Genomic DNA, 17352 nt, shown 5'->3' with positions numbered 1-17352 from the left:
CGGGTCGTGGCGGGCCTGGCGGGAGCGCCGCGAGGAACGAGTGGCGCGGATGGGAGACCCGCGCCCCCGTCCGCAGAACCCCGGGTGCCCTCGGGCACCGGACGCACCGGACGCACCGGACGAGACGACGACTGGTTCATGACAAGGACTCCACGACGGGACCGAGGGACAGGACGGGGACGAAGGTGAGGCCGACGACGACGAGCGCGACGGTGCCGAGCAGGCCGACGAACAGCGGCTGGTGGGTCGGGAGCGTGCCGACCGACGCGGGGACGGTGCGCTGGGACGCGAGGCGCCCGGCGAGCGCGAGGACGAGGGCGATGGGCACGAACCGGCCGACGAGCATCGCGAGGCCGAGGAGGGTGTTGTAGTAGGGCGTGCCGACGCTGAGCCCGGCGAACGCGGAGCCGTTGTTGTTCCCGGCGGACGCGAAGGCGTAGAGGATCTCGGACAGGCCGTGGGGGCCGGTCTCCTGCTGTCCGGCGAGGCCGGCGGGCAGGACGACGGACAGGGCCGTCCCGACGAGCACGACGGCGGGCGTGACGAGGACGTACAGCGCGACGAGGGTGATCTCCTCGCGGCCGATCTTCTTGCCGAGGTACTCGGGGGTGCGGCCGACCATGAGCCCGGCGACGAACACGGCGACGACGGCGAGGACGAGCATGCCGGAGAGACCGGCTCCGACTCCGCCCGGGGCGATCTCGCCGAGGAGCATGTTCAGTAGGACCACTCCCCCGGCGGGCGCGGTGAGGGAGTCGTGCATGGCGTTGACGGCGCCGGTCGACGTGCCGGTGGTCGCGGTGGCGAAGAGGGCGCTCGCGGCGAGGCCGAAGCGTGTCTCCTTGCCTTCCATGGCGGCTCCGGCGGCCTGGGGTGCGGCGCCGGGTCCGGCGAGCTCGGACCAGGTCGCGAGGGTGAGGGCGACGGCGAACAGCCCGGCCATGGCGCCGAGGATCGCGAGTCCCTGGCGCCGGTCGCCGACCATGAGCCCGAACGTGCGGGGCAGGGTGAACGGGATGAGCAGGAGCAGGAAGATCTCGACCAGGTTGGTGACGGGGTTCGGGTTCTCGAGCGGGTGGGCGGAGTTGGCGTTGAAGAACCCGCCGCCGTTGGTGCCGAGCTCCTTGATGGCCTCCTGGGACGCGACGGGGCCGCCGAGCACGTGCTGGGTGCCGCCGGCGAGGGTCTGGACGGCGGTGTGCGGGGAGAGGTTCTGGATGACGCCGTTCGCGACGAGCACGACCGCGGCGACGCACGCGAGGGGCAGCAGGATGCGGACGACGGACCGGGTGAGGTCGGACCAGAAGTTGCCGATCCGCGCGTCGGTCCCGGAGCGGGCGAACCCGCGCACGAGCGCGATCGCGACGGACATGCCGACGGCGGCGGAGACGAAGTTCTGCACGGCGAAGCCGGCCATCTGGAGCAGGTGCCCGGCGGCGGCCTCGCCGGAGTACCACTGCCAGTTGGTGTTGGTGACGAAGGAGACGGCGGTGTTCCACGCGCCGGCGGGGTCGAGGCCGGTGAACCCGAGGTCGAGCGGCAGGTGCGCCTGGAGGCGGCCGAGGCCGTAGAGCGAAAGGACGGACACGAACGAGAAGCCGAGCAGGGAGAGGAGGTAGGTGCTCCACGTCTGCTCGGCGTCGGGGTCGACGCGCGCGAGCCGGTACCCGGCGCGCTCGACGCGCAGGTGCCGGGGCGAGGTGTAGACGCGGGCCATGTAGGCCCCGAGGGGGGCGTGGACGGCGGCGAGGGCGGCGACGAGCAGCCCGACCTGCCCGACGGCGGCCCACACGACCGCGGGGTCGGTTCCGGTCACCGGGCGCTCACCGGGCCCGGTCGCTGCGCAGGAGCGCGACGAAGAGGTAGCCGAGCACGCCGACGACGGCGACGAGCGCGATCCAGTCGAGGACCATCATCGGGTGCCTCCCGACGATCCGTGGCGGCGTGCGACGAGCGCGACGGCGGCGAAGAACGCCGCGGTGAGCAGGAGAAGGGCCAGGTCGGCCATGGGGGTCGCCTTCTGCAGCGGACGGCGGCCGCCGCGGGGTCCGCGGGGCCGGGGCACGGACGTCGTGCCCACAGCCCGTTCTACGACCGCGGGGTCCGGTCCGGGTGGTGTCCTGACGGATCCCTGACGGTCGGGGCGGGGTCCCTGACGGCTCTCTGACCGGCGTCCCGCGACCCGCGGTACGCGGCCCGCGTCGCGAGGGTGTGCCGACGTCAGGAGGTCCGTCCCCCACGGGACGGGGGGTTCGTGGTGGAAACGTGACGACGACGTGACCGGGCGTGGACGCACGGCCTGCGGTACGGCGTCGGGCACCTAGGATGTGCCGCATGATCTTCAAGGCCGTCGGGGACGGACGCCCCTACCCGGACCACGGCAGGGTGACCGCCAAGGACTGGGCCGAGGTCCCGCCGCGCCAGGTGCGGCTCGACGAGCTCGTGACGACGAAGCGCACGCTCGACCTCACGGCCCTGCTCGCCGAGGACTCCACGTTCTTCGGCGACCTGTTCGCGCACGTCGTCGAGTACGAGGGTGTCCTGTACCTGGAGGACGGCCTCCACCGCGCCGTCCGCGCCGCGCTGCAGCAGCGGGCCATCCTCCACGCCCGCGTGCTGACCGTCCGTTGACGCCGCCGTCGGGTAGGTTTCTGGCGTGACGACCGAGCCAGACCACGCCCGCTCCGTGCGCCGCCGGCGCATGCACGAGCGGCAGGCGGTCGTGTTCGGGCTGCTCATCGCCGCGCTGGCCGTCGTCGGGCTCGGCGCGCTCGCGGTCTACACGGGCGCGATCGACGCGCCGTTCGAGCGCGCGCTGTCCACCCCGGAGACGGTGGACGACCTCGCGGACGTCGACGCCCCGTGCCTGCCCGAGGGCACGGCTCCGGTCGCGGCACGCCGCGTGCACGTCACCGTCCTCAACGCCTCGGGGCGCGACGAGCCGCTCGCGGGCCTCAACGAGGACGTGCTCCTCGAACGCGGCTTCAGCGTCGACGCGTCGGGCAACGCGCCCGACCTCGACGGCGACGACAAGCCCGACAGCGTCGCGACCACGCAGATCCACTTCGGTGCCGAGGGGATCGCGCAGGCCTACACGCTCGCCGCGCACTACCCCGACCCCGGTCTCGTGCTCGACGACCGCGAGGGCGGGAGCGTCACCCTGTACGTCGGGGCGGACTTCGACGGGCCGGTGGACCCCGAGCTCGTGGGGCTCGAGGCCGACGTCCCCATGGAGAGCGTCACGGGGTGCGTCCCCCTGGACCAGGTCACCCCCCGCCCCGTGCCCGTCCCTCCGGCGGAGGACGAGGCGGCCACGGAGGGCTGACCGGGCCCCGCCCGCCCTGATCGTCGAACGGAACCATGAACCCGCTGCCCATCCGGCCCGCCCGGACCTCCGACGCGCGCGAGGTCGCGCGCCTGTACGACATCTGCCTGCGCACCGGGGCCTCCGGCGCCGACGCGACCGACCTGTACGCCGACCCGCGGCTGCTCGGCGAGGTGTACCTCGGCGCGTACCTCGCCCTGGAGCCCGGGCTGGCGTTCGTGCTCGACGCCGACGGCCTGCCCGCGGGGTACGTGCTCGGCGCGCGGGACACGGCGGCGTTCGAGGACGCGTGCGAGCGCGAGTGGTGGCCGCCGCTGCGCGAGAGGTACCCGCGCGGGGCCTTCCCGGCGGGGTCGCGCGACGCGGCGCTCGTCGAGCAGATCCACGCCCCGCACCGCGCCCCGGCGGCGGTGGTCGACGCCTACCCGGCGCACCTGCACGTCGACCTGCTGCCCGAGGCGCAGGGCGGCGGGAACGGCCGACGTCTGCTGGAGACCCTGTTCGACGCGCTGCGGGCCGACGGTGTCCCCGGCGTCCACCTCGGCGTCGGTCGGGCGAACGTCGGTGCCGTGGGCTTCTACCGGCACCTGGGCTTCGTGGAGCTCGCGAGCACCGAGGGCGGCCACACCCTCGGCCTGCGTCTCTGACGTCCGCGCCTCCGGCTGGGTCGGTCCCCCGGGAACCGGGCCCTGCCGAACCCCGGGTTGGTCGGCAGGATCAGTCGTCCCTGCCGCACAACCCGGGGCTCGGCACAGAGCTCGGCGGCGTCAGGTCGCGTCGCGGGCGTCCTGCACGTCGTGGACGGCGGTCTCGTCACCGCCGGGGACCGACGCCGGGCTGGCCGGTTCCTGGCTCGTGCCGCGCCACCGCGCGACGGTCCGCATGACGTGGAAGATCACGAGGGCGGCGGCGGTACCGAGCGCGATGCCCTCGAACGTCAGGTCGCCGGTCGTCCACGTGAAGTTGGCGATGCCGATGACGAGCGGCACGGCGGCGGTGGTGAGGTTGACCGGGTCGGAGAAGTCGACCTTGTTCTGCACCCAGATGCGGGCGCCGAGGACGCCGATCATGCCGTAGAGCATCGTGGCGGCACCGCCGAGGACGCCGTCGGGGATCGTCGCGATGAGCTGCCCGAACTTCGGCGAGAGGGACAGCAGGAGCGCGGTCGCGGCCGCGACCCAGTACGCCGCGGTGGAGTACACGCGCGTCGCGGCCATGACGCCGATGTTCTCGGCGTACGTCGTGGTGCCGGACCCGCCGCCGACCCCGGCGAACGTCGTCGCGAGCCCGTCGGCGAGGAGCGCGCGGCCCGTGAGGTCGTCGAGGTTCTTGCCCGTCATCGCCGCGACGGACTTCACGTGGCCGACGTTCTCCGCGATGAGCACGAGCACGACGGGCACGAACAGGCCGAGCACGGCGACGTCGAACGTGGGGGTGACGAACTCCGGCAGGCCGAACCACGCGGCGTCGCGCACGGGCTCGAAGTCCACCTCGCCCCGGACCACCGCGACGACGTACCCGACGAGCACGCCGACGAGGATGGACAGACGCCCGAGGATGCCCGTGAACAGGACGCTCACGAGGATGATCGACGCCAGCGTGACGACGGCCGTGACGGGCGCCCGCTGGAAGTTCCCCCACGCGGCGGGCGCGAGGTTGAGGCCGATGAGCGCGACGATCGTGCCGGTGACGATCGGCGGCATGACGACGTCGATCCAGCGGGCGCCGGCGAGGTGCACCACGAGGCCGACGACTGCGAGGACGAGGCCGGTGACGAGGATGCCACCCACGGCGACGGACTGTCCCTGCGACGCCGTCGCCGCGCCGATGGGCGCGATGAACGCGAAGCTCGACCCGAGGTAGCTCGGCAGGCGGTTGCCGGTGAGGAGCAGGAACCCGACGGTGCCGATTGCGGAGAAGAACAGCGTCGTGGCGGGCGAGAACCCGGTGAGGAGCGGCACGAGGAACGTGGCACCGAACATGGCGACGACGTGCTGCATGCCGATGCCGATGGTGCGCGGCCAGGTGAGCCGCTCGTCGGGGTCGACGACGTCGCCCGGTGCGACCGTCCTCCCGTTGCCGTGGACCCGCCACCCGATGGCGCTCATGACTCTCCTGTCGGTGAAGTTCGTGTGGAGCCCCCGGAGGAGGATTGTGCCACCGCCCCGTCGGAGCCTGGCACGGACCGCCCTCGGTCAGGTCCGGGACAGGAGGAACGCCAGCAGGAAGGAGCGGGTGTTGCCGTCGTCGACCCGCTCGTCGGGGAGGCCGCGCGCCACCTCCAGGGCCGACGCCGCGTCGTCGGGCCCGGCGAGCCCGGCGTACATGAGGAGCTGGTCGCCGAACATGACGTCCCAGGAGGCCGGGTCGTCCCGAGGGCCCGCGAGCGCCTCGTCGAGGTTCGCCCGGATACGTTCGGGGTCGCCCGCGAGGTACCCCGCGACGGGCTGGGAGGGCAGCACGACGATGCCGAGCATCGCGCTGGGCTCCGGGCTGAACCAGGTCGCCCAGTCGCGCTTGCCGCCCCACACGAGCGACGTCACCCCGTGCCCGAACCCGGCGACGGCCGGGTCGTCGCGGTCGAAGTCCGTCCAGTAGGCGCGCGCCGACGCCGCCTCGGCGGCGAGCAGCCAGCGGGCCTGCGCCTCCAGGTCCGCGTCGCCCGACGCCGCGGCCCACAGCGCGAGCCCGTTCCACGCGGACACCGCCTCCGAGGCCGACTCCTGGTTGTTCCCGTCCCCGAACGGCGAGTACCCGGACGCCCACGAGTGGCCGGCGTACGCGTCGAACACGCGCAGCGCCGGGAAGTCGTCGCTGCCGGCGCCCGCCGCGACGTCCGCCGCGAGCAGGTCGAGCACGGGCTCGAGGTCGGCCACGAGGTCGGGGTCGTCGGCCGCGACGACGCCCGCGGCGTAGAGGAAGTAGCCGTAGTGGAAGTGGTGGTCGTTGAGCTCCTCGGACCCGAACGAGGGCGTGCGCCCGACGACGCCCCGCACCGCCGGGTCGTAGACGAAGCAGCGCGCGTCGCGCGCCGCGCACGCGCCGGGTTCCGCCCACTCGCGCAGCGCGGCGGCGAGGTCCTCGCGCAGCGGCGCCGCGACGTCGTCGAGCCCGAGCTGCTCGGCGAGCACGAGGAGGTTGGCGTCGCGGGCGAGCGACTTGCCGCCGAAGTACGTGTCGGACGGCAGCGGTTCGCGCGCTGCGGCGTCCGCGCGGACCTGGTCCGCGAGCTCGGCCTCCTCGTCCTCGCCGAGCCCGGACAGGTCCAGCGTCCCCGCGGGTTCGACGGCGGGGCTCGCCCACGCGAGCGTGCTCGCCGTGCACACCTCCACCGTCCCGTGGACGGTCGCGTACGTGCCGAGCCCGCACGTCGCACCGTCGCTCTCGGCCTGGTGCGGCATGCGCACGACGACGGTCCTCGCCCCGGGCTCACCGCCCCCGGTCTCGTACGTGATCGCCGTCGTCACGGTGTCGTCGCCCACGCCGTACGCGAGCGTCGTCCCCGTGACGGGGTGCGCGGCTGCCTCGGCGAGCGTCACGAGCGCGTCGTCCGGGGCGTCGTCGGGCAGGTCCGGGGCGGGGAGGAACGCGACGCTCTCCCCCGCCGCGAGGTCGACCGTGCGGCCATCGTCCGCGAGCGCCGACGCGTCGTCCGGTCCGCCCGGGCCGACGAGCACCCACGTGCGCCCCTCGACGTCGGCCGTCACGAGCCCGTCCGACGACGCGGCGAACGCCTGCGTGAGGGCGGCGGTCTGGTCCGTGGCGGCGGTGTAGCGCAGCACGGGCGAGCCCTCCACGAGGGTCACGTCACCGAGCGCCGACCCCGCGGCGTCGTGCAGCGTGAGCGTCACCGAGGCGGTGTCGTAGGCCGTGACCTGCGACGACGCGGCCCCGACGTCGACCCCCACCTGCGCGACGAACGGCCCGACGACCGACGTCTCGGTGACCGTGACGTCGGGCAGGCCCACGCCGAACCCGCCGTCCGTCACCCCGACCGCGAGCGGCACGGGGAAGACGGGCAGCGGCTCGTCGCCGAAGACCAGGCCGGAGAACCACCGGTTCGTCGGCGGGACGAGACCGTCCGCGAGACGCATGGCCGGCGGCGGGGCGACGGACTCCTGCGGCAGGATCCCCGGGTCGACGTCCGGCGCCGTCCCGGTGAGGTCCGCGGCCACGGGCACGGCGCCCGGCGCGTCGCTCCCCCCGGCGCCAGGGCTCGCGTCGGACGCGAACATCGAGCACCCGGTCGCCAGCAGAGCGACGGACACGGCGACCGCCGCGACGCGCGCACCGCCCCGGCGCGGGGCCGACCCTCCGCGGCGCCGCGTCACAGCCCGACCTTCCGCAGGAACTCCCCGAAGGTGTCGTTCACCCCGGCGAGCACCCCGTCGTCGTGCAGGTCGATGCTGGCGGTGACCGGCGTGCCCGACGCGACGAGGCCGTCGTGCGCGCCCCGCACGAGCGCGTCGCTCGTGACCTCGACGGTCGCCGCCGCCCGGTTGCCCGTGTTCTCGACCGAGATGGACGCGACCCGCCCCGCGACCTCCACCTGGTTCGGGAGCACCACCGTCACGACCGCGTCCTGCCGTACGCGCGCGAAGTCCTCCGGGTCGAGCGTGAGCTGCGCGTCGACGAACAACGACCCCTCGCGCTCGAGGGACGCCATGACCTCGCCCGCCTGCACGAACCCGCCCTCGCGCACCGTCACGTCGGTGACGACCGCGTCGTACGGCGCGACGAGCGTGATCGACCCGTCCTCGCTCACGGAGTACGCCTTCGTGTCGGCGCTGACGAGCCCGAGGGACAGGTCGTGCTGCAGCGTCAGGCTGCTCACCGTGAACAGCGGGTCGCCCGCCGCGACCTCGTCGCCCTCCGCGACGTCGGCGGTCGTGACGGTCCCGGCGTAGTCCGACCCGACGTCGAGCACCTCCGCCCGGATCGTCGCGGTCTGGCTCGTGGCCTGCCCGAGCCTGCGGTTCATCACGAGCGTCAGCGCCGCGCACACGAGCAGCACGGCGAGCAGCCCCGCGACGAGTCGGATGCGGTGGGACCAGGTCATGCGACACCTCCGGCGGTCTGAGCGGTCGGCGGTTGTGCTGGGTCGGTCGATGATGCTGCGGTCCGCGGGTGCGGTCCGACGACAGAAGAGGCGACGGGGGACGAGCCGACACCGGACGAGGCGGTGGGGTGGGGCGGCTGCGCCGGGTCGTGGCGGGTCTGGCGGGAGCGGGCGAGGGACGAGCCCGCGGATGGCAGACCCGGCGCGGCCGCCCCACCCCGCCGCCGGAGGCGACCTCGACCTTCACCCCGCGCCCGGCCAGCCCGCCCGGCCCGCCTCGCCGCGGACGACTCGCGGAACGCCGTCACGACGAACGCCCCGAGGATGACCGTGTTGGTGACGTTCCACGCGAGCGCGAGGCTCGGCATCGGGTCGCCCCACTCCTTCCACGCCCCCACGAGCGACGTCAGGAGGAGGAAGGCGAAGAACAGCACCTGCGGGATCATGTAGGTGAACGGTGACGTGACCGTGCCCTTGCTGCCGGTGACGTGCCAGGCCTGGTCCTTGCCGGTGAGCGCGTTCCAGAGGGCTTTCGTGTAGATGGGGAAGGACACGGAGGCGAGCATGAGCACCTCCCAGCGGAACGAGCCGAGGGTGAAGAACGCGATGGCGATCTGCAGCACGTAGAACCCGGCGTAGTAGAGCAGCCAGGTGCCCCACGAGATGGTGAGGTTCATGGGGGTGAGGTCGAGGTAGATCTGCAGGGGCGGCACGAGCAGGAGCACGAGGGGTGCGATGCCGGCGAGGTAGTGGGTGGCGGTGACGGTGTACTGGAGCCGCTGGTCGAAGGTGAGGTTCCTGCGGGGGCTGAGGGGGTTGTGCTGGAGGAGGATCTCGAACCCGCCGGTGGCCCAGCGCAGCTGCTGCTTGGTGTACGCCTCGACGGTCTCGGGGGTGTCGCCGACGGCGAGGGTCGTGGGGATGTAGACGGTGCGCCAGCCGCGTTCGTGGAGCATGAGCGACGTCCACACGTCCTCGGACTTGGAGTCGGTGTGCATGCCGCCGATGTCGTCGATGGCGGCGCGTCGGAAGATGACGTTGGTGCCGACGCAGAACGCGGCGTTGAAGCGGTTCCGGCCGGGCTGGACGAACCGGTAGAACACGGCCTGCATGTATCCGGCGCCGCGGGAGATGAGGTTGTCGAGGTTGCCGTAGGTCTGCGGGGTCTGGACGAACGCGACGTCGTCCTTGACGAAGAACGGGACGGTCTCGACGAGGAACTCGGGGCGTGCGACGAAGTCGGCGTCGAGGATGACGAACAGGTCGCCCTTCGCGATGGCGAGGGCGTGGTTGACGTTGCCGGCCTTGGCGCCGTTGCTGGACAGGCGTCGCACGTAGCGGGCGCCGAGCTGGGCGGCGAGGTCGCGCACGTCGTCGGAGCGGCCGTCGTCGAGCACCCAGGTGCGGTGGGTGCCGCGCATCGCGACGGCGGCGCGGACGGTGCGGGCGATGGTGTCGAGGTCTTCGCCGTAGGTGGTGATGAGGACGTCGACGGTGACGGGCCGGTCGTGCAGGTAGAGGTTCCAGCGGGTGGGGTCGTCCTCGGCGTGGTCGCGGATGATCTCGGGGACGTCGAACAGGCGGTCCTTCGCGTGGTGGAAGGAGAAGCCGCGCGGGTCGTGGCCGCTGGACAGGACGGTCCACATGGCGAGGAGCGCCTGGGCGACGAGCACGGTCTCGGCGGTGATGACCATGACGTAGGGCAGGGCGTCCCCGCGGTTGGCGGGGTTGAGGAGGAAGACGGCGTACGCGACGACGCCGAGGGTGGCGAGCAGCATGATCATGACGAGCGACGGCGACCGGGCGGCCGAGTTCTCGTCGCGCGGGGGTGCGGTGGCACGTTCGGGCGTGGCGCGGGGGCCGAACGGTGCGGGTCGCACGTACTGGGTGCGGCGGGGCGTGACGACCAGGCGGTCGAACTCGGAGACGGCCATCGCGGGTCCTCCGGCTTCCGTCGGGGCGCGGGGACCCCGGGGCGTGCGGCGCGGGTCGGGCGCGGGTGGCCGACGGCGAGCGGTCGCCTGCCGTGGTCCCGTGCCCGGGTGCGGCGACGTCGTCGGCGTCGTGACGAGGTGCGGTGGAGCCGGCGGTGCGCGGTGGCGCGGGCCGAGACGGGTCGAGGTGGCCCGCTCGGGAGCGGGCCACCTCGTCGTCTGCGCCGAACGTAGCGGCGCGGGGGGCGGCTGTCACGGGTGATCCGCGGGTCCGTGTCGCGGGGCGTGCGGGGGACGCGGCACCCGGGTGAGGTCGCGCGGGGGCCGGCGGCGGGGGTCGGCGGGTCGGGATCGTTGGGACGACGCCGTTCCGTCAGCCGGGCGGGCCGGGTGGGCCGGGCGCCGTGCGCGGGCGACCTGCACGGACGCGAAACGCGCCGTTCACGGGCGGAAACGGAGAATTCACGGCGACGACGCGCCGACCGTCCGAGGGGTGGACGGTCGGCGGGTCGTGCGACGCCGCGTCAGGGCAGCTGCGGGACGACCTCGCGCGCGACGAGGTCGAGGTGGTCGAGGTCGTGCAGGTCGAGCACCTGGAGGTAGAAGCGCGTCGCGCCCTGCTCGGCGGCCGCGGAGATCGTGTCCACGACGTCGTCGACCGTCCCGGCGAGGCCGTTGCGGCGCAGCTCGTCGGGCTCGCGGCCGATCGCGGCGGCCCGACGGCGGAACTCGGCCTCGTCCGCACCGACCGCGAGGACGAACGCGGCCGAGTAGACGAGCGAGTCGGGGTCGCGGTCCGCGTCGAGGCACGCGGCGCGCACGTTCTCGAACCGCTCGGGCAGCACGCCCGGGTCGGGGAACGCCGCGTTGTACTCGCTCGCGTACCGCGCCGCGAGGGCGGGGGTGCGGCGCGGCCCGTGCCCGCCGACGATCACCGGCACACGCTCCTGCGCCGGCTTGGGCAGCGCCGGGGCGTCGGTGAGCGTGTAGTGCTCGCCCGCGTAGGAGAACGTCTCGCCGACGGGCGTCTCCCACAGCCCCGTGATCACCGCGAGCTGCTCCTCGAGGATCCCGAACCGCCTGTCCGGGAACGGGATGCCGTACGCCTCGTGCTCGCGCGCGAACCACCCCGCGCCGAGCCCGAGCTCGACCCGCCCGCCCGACATCTGGTCGACCTGCGCCACCTGGATCGCGAGCACGCCCGGGTGCCGGAACGTCGCCGACGACACGAGCGTGCCCAGCCGGATGCGGCTCGTCTCCCGGGCGAGCCCGGCGAGGGTCGTCCAGGCGTCGGTGGGTCCGGGCAGGCCGTCGCCGTCACCCATGACGTGGTAGTGGTCGGAGCGGAAGAAGGCGTCGAAACCGAGGTCCTCGGTGGCCTTCGCGACGGCGAGCAGGTCGTCGTACGACGCCCCCTGCTGCGGCTCGGTGAAGATGCGCAGGTCGATCTGGGTCATGCCGCCATCCTCCCCCACGCGCGGGTACCCCGGGTCGCGAGGGAGAACCCCGGTCGCGCGCTGCGCTCAGCCGTCGAGCGGGACGAGGTCGAGCTCGGCGAACTCGGCGACCTCCGGCACCCAGCGCTGGGCGACGAAGCCGGTGTGCGCGGGGTGGGCGTCGTACGCGGCGAACGCGGCGTCGTCGGCGAACACCATGGAGAACTGGAACGCGAACGGGCTCTTGGCGCTCACCTGGCGCGAGACCGAGAAGTCCTGGACCCCGGGGATCGCGGTGAGGGTGCGCCGCGCGGTGTCGAGGAACTCGGTCTCCTCGGGGCTGCCGGCGGCGTGGACGAGGCGGAAGGCGACGGTGTGCTGGATCACCTCGCCACCCTAGGCAGGTACCGCCGCTCCCACCGGGCCGACGCGCGGGCCCCGGCCCGCCGCACCGTAGGGTCGTGCCATGCGCGTGAGCACCGTGATCCTGCCCGTGTACCCGTGGCGCGAGGCACGCGAGGTCTGGCGGGAGGCCGACGACCTCGGCTTCCACACCGCGTCCACGTACGACCACCTGTCGTGGCGCACGTTCCGGGACGGCCCGTGGTTCGGCACGGTCCCGACGCTGGCCGCGGCCGCCGCGGTGACGGAGCGGGTGCGGCTCGGCACGCTCGTGACGTCGCCGAACTTCCGGGAGCCGGTGACGTTCGCCAAGGACGTCATGACGCTCGACGACGTGTCGGGCGGCCGGGTGACCGTGGGTCTCGGGGCAGGGACGAGCGGGTTCGACGCGCGGGTGCTCGGCGGGGAGCCGTGGTCGCCGCGGGAGCGGGCGGACCGGCTACGGGACTTCACGGTCCTGCTGGACCGTCTGCTCACCGAGCCGGTCGTCACGCACGACGACGGCCACTACCGTGCGCACGAGGCCCGCACCATCCCCGGCCCGGCGCAGGCACCCCGGGTGCCGTTCGCGATCGCCGCGACCGGGCCGCGCGGCCTGCGGCTCACCGCCCGGTACGCGCAGGCGTGGGTGACGACGGGCGACGGGAGGCTGCCCGACGACGCGACGCCCGCCGACTCGCGGGCTGCGGTCCGCGCCCAGGTGGACGCGCTGGCGGCCGCGTGCACCGCCGCGGGACGCGACCCCGCCGGGATGGACCGGGTGCTCCTCACCGGGTTCACGCCGGACCGGCCCCTCGACTCGGTCGACGCGTTCGTGGAGACCGCGGCCGCGTACGCCGCCGCCGGCATCACGGAGATCGTGCTGCACCGCCCGATCCCCGGCACCCAGTTCGACGGCGACCAGGCCGTGTACGAGCGTGTCGCCACGGAGGGGATCGCGCAGGTCGCCGCGCTCTGAGCCGCCCTGAGCCGAGCGGGCCGAGCACGCGGGAGACGACGTGCGTCACCTCCTTCGCGCGACCTCGGTACTACCTGGCGGGACCGGGGTACTACCTCGCGGGGTCGGGGTGCGCGGTCGCCTCCTCGGTGGCGATGCGCAGCGCGGCGACGAGCTCGCGGTACAGCTCGTCGGTCGCGAGGAGCTCGGCGTGCGTGCCTCTCGCCCGGACGCGGCCGTCCTCCATGACGAGGATGAGGTCGGCGTCGATGACGGTGGACAACCGGTGGGCGATGGTCACGACGGCGCGCTCGCGGGCGAGGTCCTCGATGACGGCGTGGACGGCGGCCTCGGTGAGCCCGTCGACCTGCGCCGTGGCCTCGTCGAGCAGCAGCACGTCGGGCGCGTGCAGGACGGCGCGCGCGAGGGCCACGCGCTGACGCTCGCCGCCCGAGACGGTCGTCCCGACGAGGGACGTGTCGAGGCCGTCGTCGAGCGAGCGCACCTTCGCGGCGAGACGCACCTTCTCCAGCGCGGCCCACATCGCGTCGTCGCTCGCGCCCGGTGCGGAGAGCTGGAGGTTCTCGCGGATCGTCCCCGGCACGACCGGGGTCTCCTGCTCGACGTACGCGAACCGGCGGCGCACGTCGTCGAACGACAGCGCGTCGTACGGGACGCCGTCGAGCAGGATCCGCCCCGACTCGGGCTGGAGGAACCGCAGGAGCAGCGAGAACGTCGTCGTCTTGCCCGCGCCCGACGGCCCGACGATCGCGACCTGGCCGCGGTGCGGCACGTCGAGGTCGAGGTCGCGCACGACCGGCTCGCCGCCGGGCAGGTAGCGCGCGGTGACGCCGCGCAGGGAGAGCCGCGCCGTACGCCCGTCGGTGCCCGACGGCGCCCCCGCCGTCCCCGGCCGCCCCACCTCCGCGCGGGCCGGGTCGAGGACACCGGCGGGCCGTGCCGCGGCGTCGTCCTCCTCGGGGTCGATCGCCTGGACGTCGCGGATGCGGCCCGCGGCGGCGATCCCGGCCTGGAGCTGGGTGACGTTCATCGTGAGGCCGGTGACGGGCTCGACGATCTGGAACGCGTAGAGGAGGAACGCGACGAGGCTCGACACCGCGAGCAGGCCCTGGTCGACGCGCCACGCGCCGAGTGCGAGGACGACGATGATCGCGAGCTGGATGCCGCCGCCCGCGACGGACCACGCGACGGCCTCGGTGCGCACGGCCCGGACGCTGTGGCGCGCGGACTCCTGCGCGTCGTCGAGGACGCGGTCGATCTGGCGGCCCTCGGCGCGGCTCGCCTTGATCGTGCGGATCGCGCGCAGCCCGCCCTCGAGCGTGCCGCCGAGCCGGCCGAGCGACTCCTGGGCCTGCTCCTGCGCCTTCGCGATGCGCGGCATGAGGACCCCGACGAGCACGCCGATGACGACGATCGCGGCGAGCGTCGTGCCGAGGAGGACGAGGTCGAGCACGCCCATGAGCACGATCGTCCCGACGAGCGACACCGCGAGGTTCACGAGGTTGACGAGGCTCGACGACGCGGCCTCGCGCAGCAGCACGGTGTCGGACGTGACGCGCGTGACGAGCTCGCCCGTCGGGCGGCCGGTCAGGGCGGCGATCCGGGCGCGGAAGAACCGACGGACCATGGACGAGCGCGCGTCGAGCACGACGCGCTCCGCGAGCGTGCCGAGCAGCACCCACTGCCACAGGCCGAGCACGAGCCCGACGAGCAGGAGGACGACGAGCGTCCCCACCGCGGGGGCGAGCGACTGCCCGGTGCCGAGGGTGTCGAGCACCCACTTGGTGACCATGGGGGTCGCGAGGGTCGCGGCGGTGGTGCCGAGACCGAGCACCAGGCCGAGGCCGAGGGTGCGGCGGTGCGGTCGGACGAACTCCCACAGGACCTTGAGCCGCGGCAGGAACGGCTCCGCCGGTGCCGTGGCCGGGGCTTCGTCGCCCTCGGGGCGGACGTCGTGGCGAGGGCTCGTGTCGACGGTGTCCATGCTGTCAACCATGATTGACATCCGATCTGGCGTCAACCGCGGTTGACGCCATGCCATTCGGTGCGGATGAGGTGTGATCCCAAGTGGAACACGAATGTTCCATAGTTGGCAACGCGTGTACCGCGGGCAACCTCGCTAGGGTGGGGGTCGTGACGGCACGAACGAGCGGAGCCGCACCGCCCCGCGACACCGACGCCGCGGCTCCCCCGCCCCGGGAGTCGGCGGCACGCGCGCGCACGCGCCGAGCGATCCTCGAGGCCGCCACCACCCTCCTGAGCACCGACCGGGCCGCATCGCTCGCCGACGTCGCCCAGGCCGCGCACGTCGGCCGCACCACGCTGCACCGCTACTTCCCCGAGCGCGCCGACCTCGTCGAGGCCATCGCGAGCGAGGCCGTGGTGCGCACCCGCGCGGCCATCACCGCCGCCCGCCTCGACGAGGGCGACCCGGCCGCCGCGGTGCGACGCCTCGCGTTCGAGTACTACGAGCTCGGGCCCTGGTACATGGTGCTGTTCAACGAGCTGTCCGACGGCGAGCCCGAGTTCTGGGCCGAGGCCGAGCAGGCCGAGGAACCCGTCCGCGACCTGCTGCGCCGCGGCCAGGCCGACGGCGTGCTCGACGACCAGGTCACCGTGACGTGGCTGCTGCGCACCCTGTGGTGGATGCTCTTCAACGCGTGGTCCATGGCGGACGAGGGCGAGGTGTCGCGCGCGGAGGGTCTGCGCATGGCGCTGCGCAGCATCGAGAACGTCGTCCTCGCGCGGCCGGGCGGTGAGCAGCCGTGAGCGCGCCCGACCCCACCCCGCCCCCCGGCCTCGGCGATCGCGTGCGCCGGTGGTGGCTGCGCGTCGACGGCGTCCGCACCGGCACGCGCTGGTCGAGCGTCGCGACCGTGCTCGGCGGGCTCGTCGTCGCGCTCGTCTGCCTGACGCTCGTGCTGCGCGGCCGCGTCTGGGCCTGGGTGCCCCTCGTCGTCGCGGCGGCGATCGCGCTCCGCGAGATCCGCTGGCTCCAGCGCGTCGCGCGCAACGGCCGCGGCGACGACCACCGCCCTCGCTACCACGAGAACGCCCCGCGCTGACCCTCCGCCCCCTCCCGCGCCCGACCTGCGGGTTCGCGCCTACGCGTGCACCACACGCGGACCGTCGGCGGTCCGCGTTCGTCCCGACGGTCCGCGCGGCGGACGACCACGGGTCATCCGCAGGTCGCACACCCCGGGCGCGCAGGATCCGTCGGACGGGCGACGCGCCCGAGGGGCCGCGGCGCGAAGACTGGGGCTACGGCGTCGGGCAGCGGCGCCGGACGACCGGAGGCCCCAGTGACGAGCCAGTCCCGCTCCCCCGAGACGACCTCACCGACCCGCGCCGCCGCGCGCGGCGTGCGTTTCGCCGGGCGACGGCGACGCCGGGCTACGCCCACCGCGCCGGCGGTCCCGCCGGTCGAGCGCGCGAACGGGTGGCTCGTCGCGCTGGCGGTCGTCGGCGGCGCGGTGCTGTTCAGCGTCCTCGCGATGAACGCGTTCCTCGGCGGCTGAGGCTGCGGCTCAGGCGCCCGGCGCGCCCACCGCGCCCGGTGCGGCCGCGGGTGCCCGACGCGCGGGGGCGAGCCCGCGCGCGACGCCCGCCTTCTCCAGCCGCCGGGCGAGGAGCAGACCGGCCCACGTCCCGACGAGCGCGCTCGCCATCATGAGCACGACGATGAGGACCTGGACGAGCGTCGACATCGACGCGGCGTCGAACGCGACGTACGCGGACCAGGTGTACAGCGCGGAGAACACGAACGTCGCCCCGTAGAACAGCCACGGCGACCACACGCGGTACAACGTGACGAGGAACGCGACCTCGAGCGCCGCCCCGACCATGAGGCACGTGAGGATCGACGACGCCCCGAGCGGCGACGCCGAGCTGATCACCCCGGCGACGAGCATCGTGAGGACCGCGGCGCCGGGACGCCGGACGAGGGCGAGCGCGAGCACCGGCCCGACGATCCACAGGCCGAGCATCGCGGAGTACAGCACGGGGACGGTCACGGCGAGCGTGGCGGCGACGAAGTTCGCCGGCACGAGCAGGACGCCCGTCGCGGCGCCGATCGCGGCGCACGTCATGAGGTAGCGCGTGGTGAGCGAGCGGCCGCGCGCGGTCGACCGCTGGGCGGACGGCTGGCTGGGCGGCTGGGCGGGCGGCTGGCTGGACGGCTGGGAGGACATGGTCGGGCTCCGGTTCGGTGACGTCGGCAGGGACGGGTCGGGGGTCGT

General features: G+C 74.1%; 17 protein-coding genes. 7 read left to right on the top strand and 10 right to left on the bottom strand.

Translation table 11 applies throughout. From position 1 onward, the window contains the following. Positions 1–136: 136 nt before the first annotated feature. Positions 137–1816: a potassium-transporting ATPase subunit KdpA gene (gene kdpA / locus LGQ04_RS06630; RefSeq protein WP_372469982.1), complete on the bottom strand. Its 1680-nt coding sequence runs from the start codon at positions 1814–1816 to the stop codon at positions 137–139. A gap of 7 nt (positions 1817–1823) precedes the next feature. Next, a complete protein-coding gene (locus LGQ04_RS06625) occupies positions 1824–1913 on the bottom strand; it encodes a potassium-transporting ATPase subunit F (protein ID WP_229242894.1) in 90 nt (29 codons plus the stop codon). 421 nt (positions 1914–2334) lie between these two features. Here LGQ04_RS06625 and LGQ04_RS06620 point away from each other — a divergent pair, with 421 nt between their 5' ends. From LGQ04_RS06620 to LGQ04_RS06610, 3 genes are read left to right on the top strand one after another with little or no spacing between them, the layout of a single operon-like run. Beyond that, entirely contained in the window at positions 2335–2631 is a 297-nt protein-coding gene (locus LGQ04_RS06620; protein WP_229242893.1) for a type II toxin-antitoxin system VapB family antitoxin, read from the top strand. 25 nt (positions 2632–2656) lie between these two features. Next, positions 2657–3325 carry a LytR C-terminal domain-containing protein gene (locus tag LGQ04_RS06615; RefSeq protein ID WP_229242892.1) on the top strand — a complete coding sequence of 223 codons (669 nt, stop codon included), beginning with the start codon at positions 2657–2659 and terminating at the stop codon, positions 3323–3325. 35 nt (positions 3326–3360) lie between these two features. After that, a complete protein-coding gene (locus LGQ04_RS06610) occupies positions 3361–3972 on the top strand; it encodes a GNAT family N-acetyltransferase (protein ID WP_229242891.1) in 612 nt (203 codons plus the stop codon). 120 nt (positions 3973–4092) lie between these two features. On the opposite strand, the gene LGQ04_RS06605 is transcribed toward LGQ04_RS06610, so the two are convergent. From LGQ04_RS06605 to LGQ04_RS06580, 6 genes are all read right to left on the bottom strand, one after another. Next, complete coding sequence (locus LGQ04_RS06605) at positions 4093–5433, bottom strand: uracil-xanthine permease family protein (protein WP_229242890.1); 1341 nt, start codon at positions 5431–5433, stop codon at positions 4093–4095. 87 nt (positions 5434–5520) lie between these two features. Next, positions 5521–7593, bottom strand: a complete 2073-nt coding sequence (locus LGQ04_RS06600; protein ID WP_229242889.1) for a glycosyl hydrolase — start codon at positions 7591–7593, stop codon at positions 5521–5523. A gap of 59 nt (positions 7594–7652) precedes the next feature. After that, positions 7653–8384, bottom strand: a complete 732-nt coding sequence (locus LGQ04_RS06595) for an efflux RND transporter periplasmic adaptor subunit (protein WP_229242888.1) — start codon at positions 8382–8384, stop codon at positions 7653–7655. Further along, a complete protein-coding gene (locus tag LGQ04_RS06590; RefSeq protein WP_229242887.1) occupies positions 8381–10318 on the bottom strand; it encodes a glycosyltransferase family 2 protein in 1938 nt (645 codons plus the stop codon). Before LGQ04_RS06590 ends, LGQ04_RS06595 begins: the two co-directional genes overlap by 4 nt. Before the next feature lie 524 nt (positions 10319–10842). Beyond that, on the bottom strand, positions 10843–11766 hold the full coding sequence (locus tag LGQ04_RS06585; RefSeq protein ID WP_229243031.1) for an LLM class F420-dependent oxidoreductase: 924 nt from the start codon (positions 11764–11766) through the stop codon (positions 10843–10845). A 75-nt stretch (positions 11767–11841) separates the two neighbouring features. After that, positions 11842–12141: a Dabb family protein gene (locus LGQ04_RS06580; protein WP_229242886.1), complete on the bottom strand. Its 300-nt coding sequence runs from the start codon at positions 12139–12141 to the stop codon at positions 11842–11844. Positions 12142–12220: 79 nt separating this feature from the next. On the opposite strand from LGQ04_RS06580, the gene LGQ04_RS06575 reads away from it, so the two are divergent. Further along, positions 12221–13114: an LLM class flavin-dependent oxidoreductase gene (locus LGQ04_RS06575; protein WP_229242885.1), complete on the top strand. Its 894-nt coding sequence runs from the start codon at positions 12221–12223 to the stop codon at positions 13112–13114. 91 nt (positions 13115–13205) lie between these two features. Here LGQ04_RS06575 and LGQ04_RS06570 read toward each other — a convergent pair whose 3' ends face one another. Then, the gene (locus LGQ04_RS06570) at positions 13206–15098 is read right to left on the bottom strand and encodes an ABC transporter ATP-binding protein (RefSeq protein WP_229242884.1); all 1893 of its coding nucleotides are present in this window, start codon (positions 15096–15098) and stop codon (positions 13206–13208) included. A gap of 149 nt (positions 15099–15247) precedes the next feature. Here LGQ04_RS06570 and LGQ04_RS06565 point away from each other — a divergent pair, with 149 nt between their 5' ends. The 3 genes from LGQ04_RS06565 to LGQ04_RS06555 all read left to right on the top strand — a co-directional run bounded on the left by LGQ04_RS06565 (position 15248) and on the right by LGQ04_RS06555 (position 16632). Further along, positions 15248–15883, top strand: a complete 636-nt coding sequence (locus LGQ04_RS06565) for a TetR/AcrR family transcriptional regulator (RefSeq protein ID WP_229242883.1) — start codon at positions 15248–15250, stop codon at positions 15881–15883. Further along, positions 15880–16179, top strand: a complete 300-nt coding sequence (locus LGQ04_RS06560; RefSeq protein WP_229242882.1) for a hypothetical protein — start codon at positions 15880–15882, stop codon at positions 16177–16179. Before LGQ04_RS06565 ends, LGQ04_RS06560 begins: the two co-directional genes overlap by 4 nt. 237 nt (positions 16180–16416) lie before the next feature. Next, positions 16417–16632 (top strand): hypothetical protein, encoded by a 216-nt coding sequence (locus LGQ04_RS06555; protein ID WP_229242881.1) that lies wholly within the window; start codon positions 16417–16419, stop codon positions 16630–16632. 9 nt (positions 16633–16641) lie between these two features. On the opposite strand, the gene LGQ04_RS06550 is transcribed toward LGQ04_RS06555, so the two are convergent. After that, positions 16642–17304, bottom strand: a complete 663-nt coding sequence (locus LGQ04_RS06550; RefSeq protein WP_229242880.1) for an ECF transporter S component — start codon at positions 17302–17304, stop codon at positions 16642–16644. Positions 17305–17352 lie beyond the last annotated feature (48 nt).

It is taken from the genome of Cellulosimicrobium marinum (genome assembly GCF_020551945.1).
Lineage (GTDB): Bacteria > Actinomycetota > Actinomycetes > Actinomycetales > Cellulomonadaceae > Cellulosimicrobium > Cellulosimicrobium marinum.
The sequence above is the reverse complement of the archived record's forward strand: the minus strand, read 5'-3'. Positions and strand labels throughout refer to the sequence as shown.

What these genes read in the sequence shown, in the direction of transcription:
- LGQ04_RS06575 (WP_229242885.1), top strand. Translation starts at nt 12,221, where the DNA reads ATGCGCGTGAGCACCGTGATCCTGCCCGTGTACCCGTGGCGCGAGGCA.
- LGQ04_RS06610 (WP_229242891.1), top strand. Translation starts at nt 3,361, where the DNA reads ATGAACCCGCTGCCCATCCGGCCCGCCCGGACCTCCGACGCGCGCGAG.
- LGQ04_RS06605 (WP_229242890.1), bottom strand. Translation starts at nt 5,433, where the DNA reads ATGAGCGCCATCGGGTGGCGGGTCCACGGCAACGGGAGGACGGTCGCA.
- LGQ04_RS06595 (WP_229242888.1), bottom strand. Translation starts at nt 8,384, where the DNA reads ATGACCTGGTCCCACCGCATCCGACTCGTCGCGGGGCTGCTCGCCGTG.
- LGQ04_RS06625 (WP_229242894.1), bottom strand. Translation starts at nt 1,913, where the DNA reads ATGGTCCTCGACTGGATCGCGCTCGTCGCCGTCGTCGGCGTGCTCGGC.
- LGQ04_RS06620 (WP_229242893.1), top strand. Translation starts at nt 2,335, where the DNA reads ATGATCTTCAAGGCCGTCGGGGACGGACGCCCCTACCCGGACCACGGC.
- LGQ04_RS06550 (WP_229242880.1), bottom strand. Translation starts at nt 17,304, where the DNA reads ATGTCCTCCCAGCCGTCCAGCCAGCCGCCCGCCCAGCCGCCCAGCCAG.
- LGQ04_RS06590 (WP_229242887.1), bottom strand. Translation starts at nt 10,318, where the DNA reads ATGGCCGTCTCCGAGTTCGACCGCCTGGTCGTCACGCCCCGCCGCACC.
- LGQ04_RS06570 (WP_229242884.1), bottom strand. Translation starts at nt 15,098, where the DNA reads ATGGACACCGTCGACACGAGCCCTCGCCACGACGTCCGCCCCGAGGGC.